At 70.1% G+C, this 4,634-nt stretch carries 4 protein-coding genes and 1 pseudogene; 4 read left to right on the forward strand and 1 reads right to left on the reverse strand.

Annotation, left to right across the window (positions count from 1 at the left end):
- Positions 1-190 precede the first annotated feature (190 nt).
- A complete protein-coding gene (locus PKE44_RS15295) occupies positions 191-826 on the reverse strand; it encodes a LysE family translocator (protein WP_324552761.1) in 636 nt (211 codons plus the stop codon).
- 132 nt (positions 827-958) lie between these two features.
- Between PKE44_RS15295 and PKE44_RS15300 the strand changes: the two genes are divergently transcribed.
- From PKE44_RS15300 to PKE44_RS15315, 4 genes and pseudogenes are all read left to right on the forward strand, one after another.
- A complete protein-coding gene (locus PKE44_RS15300) occupies positions 959-1,450 on the forward strand; it encodes an Lrp/AsnC family transcriptional regulator (protein ID WP_324552763.1) in 492 nt (163 codons plus the stop codon).
- A 164-nt stretch (positions 1,451-1,614) separates the two neighbouring features.
- A complete protein-coding gene (locus tag PKE44_RS15305; RefSeq protein ID WP_324552766.1) occupies positions 1,615-3,195 on the forward strand; it encodes an FAD-dependent oxidoreductase in 1,581 nt (526 codons plus the stop codon).
- A gap of 229 nt (positions 3,196-3,424) precedes the next feature.
- The gene (locus PKE44_RS15310) at positions 3,425-3,868 is read left to right on the forward strand and encodes a VOC family protein (protein WP_324552769.1); all 444 of its coding nucleotides are present in this window, start codon (positions 3,425-3,427) and stop codon (positions 3,866-3,868) included.
- 158 nt (positions 3,869-4,026) lie between these two features.
- A pseudogene (locus PKE44_RS15315) lies at positions 4,027-4,634 on the forward strand (hypothetical protein); the annotation flags it as partial.

Genomic DNA, 4,634 nt, shown 5'->3' on the forward strand with positions numbered 1-4,634 from the left:
GGTACGACGGGCAGCATTCGATGGCAGGATGCCCAGTCGCTTTGTGCCCGCCGTGCGCCGGATGGCGCCGGCATCAACCGCTGTGAGGCAATGAGCATCTGGCGTGAAGCCATCGGGCCGTTCATGGCGACGACCCGGTATTGATCATCGCAAGCTGTCGTTCTCCCTTGCGGCCATGGCACCGGCCCGCTCAGTCCATCCGCCCGACCAGCGCCAGCCTCAGCCCGAAGCCCACCAGCAGCGCCCCGAATCCCCACTGCTGCATTCGCCGGCGCAGCACGCTGCGTCGCAGCCAGTGGCCGATGACAACGCCGGCAAAGACATACAGCCCATCGAACAGCAGACCGATGCCGACCAGTACGGCACCGAGCCGGAAGAACGGGCCGGCCGGGTCGGTGGCATCGACCGATACGAACTGCGGCAGCAGCATCGAGCAGAACAGCAGGGCCTTGGGATTGGTGAGATTGGTCAGCAGCCCGCGCAATGCGGCAGCGGCCAGACTGTGCGCCGGCATCGGCGGCTCGCGGGCCGGGTCCTGTGCGCAGGGCAGCGGACTGCGTGCGATGTGCAGGCCGAGCCAGACCAGATACGCCGCGCCGACCAGGCGCAGCCCCTCGAAGGTCTGCGGCGAGTTGTGCAGCAGGGCCGCCAGGCCGAGTCCGGCCAGCGTCACGTGAATGCAGCGCGCCAGCGCCAGCCCTGCGGCCACCGCCAGCGCAGCCCGGCGGCCCTGCGTACCGGCGGTCTGCAGGATCAGCAGCATGTCCGGACCGGGCAGCAGATAGACCGTGACCAGCGCACCGATGAACAGCCCCGTGTGTTCCATGACCGGGCCTCCCGTCTGTGGAATCGAGCGGGCAGGGTAGACGCATGACCGAAGCCGGGGATTGCGTATTCAGCCATCCATGCCTACGGTTCTGGCAGAACATGCCATTGATTGATCTTTAATCTGTTGATCATGCCAATCCTGAAACCCGACCGGCTCGACCGGCGCATTCTCGAAGCCTTGCAGCGCGATGCGCGCCTGAGCAACGTCGAACTTGCCGAGGCCATCGGCCTGTCGCCGTCGCCCTGCCTGCGGCGCGTGCGCCTGCTGGAAGAGGCCGGCGTCATCAGCGGCTATCACGCGGCGCTGGATCGCAACGCGGTCGGGCTGGGGCTGACGGTGTTCGTCGGCGTCAAGGTCGGTCCGCACCATGAAGAAGCCTCGACGGCCTTTCGCGAGGCCGTCGTGCAACTGCCCGAGGTCGTCTCCTGCCATCTGGTTTCCGGCGAGGCCGACTTCCTGCTGCAGGTGGTCGTGCCCGATCTGCCGGCCTATGAACGCTTCCTGCTCGGCACGCTGCTGAAGCTGCCCGGCGTCAGCGACATCCGCAGCAACTTCGCGATCGCCACGGTCAAGGCGCAGACGGCGCTGCCGCTCGCGCATCTGGGGGCGGGCGGCGGCTGACGCGGCAGCGATCCGACAATTCCGACGGTTCCTGTCGGATTCCCTACCGCCCCGCTCGGGCTGCCATGACGTGCAAGTGCCTGAACCGGCGGTTGCCTGTGTCAATTTGCATGGAACTTGCTCCTGTGCCCCGTGCAGATTCGGGTTCGGGGAAGGGCTGGGCCATGCATGACATTGCGATCGTCGGTGGCGGGCTGTGCGGGCTGGCGCTGCTGCGGCTGCTCAGCGGCAGCGGGCTCGATGTGGTGCTGTTCGAGGCGCGGGCGCGGCTCGGCGGGCGGGTGCTGTCGGTGCCGGCGCGCGGCGGGCATCCGGGCGGCGATCTCGGGCCGGGCTGGTACTGGCCGGACACGCAGCCGCTGCTGAACGGCCTGATCACCGAACTGGGGCTGCGCACCTTCGCGCAGCACGATCAGGGCATCTCCCTGTACGTCGGCGGGCCGGACCAGCCGCCGGCGAGCCTCGGCGAGCGGCCGGTGCATGACGGTGCGCGGCGCATCGACGGCGGCATGGGCCGCATCATCGAGGGGCTTGCGCACGCGCTGCCGCCCGCCCGCCTGCAGACCGGCTGCCGGCTGCACCGGCTGCGTGACCACGGCGATCACGTCGAACTCGGTTTCACCGACACGGCCTTCGGACGCACCGTGCGCGCCCGGCACGTCGTGCTGGCGCTGCCGCCGCGGCTGATCGACGAGACGCTCGCGTTCGAGCCGGCCCTGCCGGCGGAGCTGCGCGCGGCGATGCGCGACACGCCGACCTGGATGGCGGCGCAGGCCAAGCTGCTCGCCGCCTGCGAGCAGCCGGTCTGGCGCGTGTTCGGCTGCTCCGGCAATGCCTTCGTGCGCCATGCGCAGGCCGTGGTCGGCGAGGTGTTCGATGCCTGCGATGCCGCCGGCACGCGCGCCGCGCTCGGGGGCTTCGTCACGCCGCCGGCGGCGCTGCGCCGGCAGATCGACCTGCCGGCTGCGGTCATCGGCGAGTTCGCGAAGCTGTTCGGGCCGACGCTGCGCTGCACCGACTTCGCGCTGCAGGACTGGGCGGCGGAGTCGCTGACCTGCAGCCGGCGCGATCGCGAGCAGGCCGAGTCCGTGCATCCGGGCGATGCGCCGCTGCTGCGCCTGCCGTACTGGGGCGGACGGCTGCTGTTCGGGGGTTCGGAAACCGCGGCCCGGCACGCGGGCTATCTCGAAGGGGCGCTGCTCGCCGCGGCCCGGCTGGCGGGCGAACTCGGCCGGCTGGCGATGACCGGGAACGCGGCACAAGCCGCGCCGGCAGCGGAGCGCGAGGCCACGCTCGAGCGGCTGCGCGCCTGTCTGCAGGCCCCGATCGCCGACTGGCGCGCCGGCCTGCTCGCCGAATACCGGCGGCAACTGCACGTCGTGCTGTCCGGGCCGCACGGCGGGGCGGCGATCACGCAGCGGGCACTGCTTGGCACGGTCGGCACGCTGTATGCCGCGGCGCTCGATGCGCTGGTCGTCAGCGATGCGCAGGTGCAGGGCGTGGCGATCGAGCGTGGACGCTCGGCGCTGACACCGCCGCTGCTCGCGTGCTTCGAGGGCTGCAACGATGCGCTGATCGCGACCGCGCTCGAATTCAACCGCGGTTCCTGCGCGCTCTCGAACTTTCCGCAGGAGCACCGGCCCTCGGCCGAGACGCTGCACGCGATCCGGCTCGATCTCGCCGCCGCCTGGCGGGAGTTCGCGCTGACGCTCAATGCCCGGCTGCTGCCGCGCAGCGTCGCCTGAAACGAAGGCCGCGCCGGCCGCCGGCCCGGCCGCGCCGACAGGGCTGCGCCGGCCTGCGCGGCATCGTCTATTACAAACCCGATCCGTCCGCCGAGTAGCCTGAGGGCTGCAAGCGCGACCGGGTCCGGGGCGGCTGAGCCTGCAGCGCCCTGCCGCCTGAATCCCTGACGATCCCGCCGCGGCCGCAGACCCCGGTGCGCCTGCGGCTGTCCCTGCCGGAGCCCCTGCCATGCCCGAAGTCATCGGCATCGATCACCTCTACATCAGCGTCAGCGATCCGGCGCGTGCCGAGGATTTCTACGACCGCGCCTTCGTGACCGCGCTCGGCTTTCGCAAGAACCGCTTCGCGCTCGATGGCGAGCCGCACGTGCAGTACTACAACCGCCACTTCGGCTACGTGCTGCGCCCGGCGCGCAGCCCGGCGACGCACGATCCGTACGCGCCGGGCCTGCATCACTTCTGCCTGCGCGTCGATTCGATCGAGGACGTGGTTGCGGCGGCCGGGCGGCTGCGCGCGGCCGGCATCGAGGCCAGCCCGGCCACCCACCATCCGCAATACGCGCCGGACTACTGGGCGTGCTTCTTCAGCGACCCGGACGGCATCCGGCTGGAAATCACCAACTTCCGGCAGGAGCGGCGCGAGCGTCACGCGCAGGGCGCAGTCAGCGATTGACGCAGTGTGCAAGCGCAGCAACAACATTTGCCGGAATGTGGTAATCAGTCAATAATCAGGTACTTCAAGCCTGCCGGTAAGGATGTCATACACGTCCGCCAGCGCTTTGCCCGCGGACACCCACACCCGGCGCCCAAGTGCCGATCCAGGGATGCACCATGACCGACAATGGCGACTCCCCAGACCGCCCTCCCTATCGCCCGCCGGCTTTCGCGTCGACGGATGCCCGGAGCGATGCCGGCAGCAGCGCGTTTCCGTGGCTGCTGTTCCTGATCGTGCTGCTGCCGCTCGGCCTGCTGATGCTCGGCGTCGCGGCCTACGTCGGCCATGCCCGCATCGACGCGATGATTGCCGTCGAACGCGCCAATACCGGCATCGCCGTCGGGGTCGTGTCGGGGCGGCTGAATGACGAACTGCGCGTGCCGGTGCGACACCTGCAGGCGCTGGCCGGCGAGCTGCCGGTGCGCAGTGCCATCACCAGCGCCGAACCGGGCGCGGCCGGACTGGATGCAGCCTTCCTGTCGCTGATGGAGCGCAACCCGAACTATGACCAGGTGCGCTGGCTCGACGCCGGCGGACGCGAGCGGGTGCGCCTGCAGCGCGAGGGCGGACAGGTGCAGCGGGTCGCAAGCGTGGCGCTGCAGGACAAGAGTGATCGTCCGTACTTCCGCGAGGCGATCCGGCTGGAGGCCGGCGAGATGTACGTGTCGCCGCTGGATCTCAACATCGAGCACGGCCGCATCGAGGAGCCGTACAAGCCGATGCT

The sequence above is a fragment of the Plasticicumulans sp. genome (genome assembly GCF_035331805.1).
Classification (GTDB): domain Bacteria; phylum Pseudomonadota; class Gammaproteobacteria; order Competibacterales; family Competibacteraceae; genus Plasticicumulans.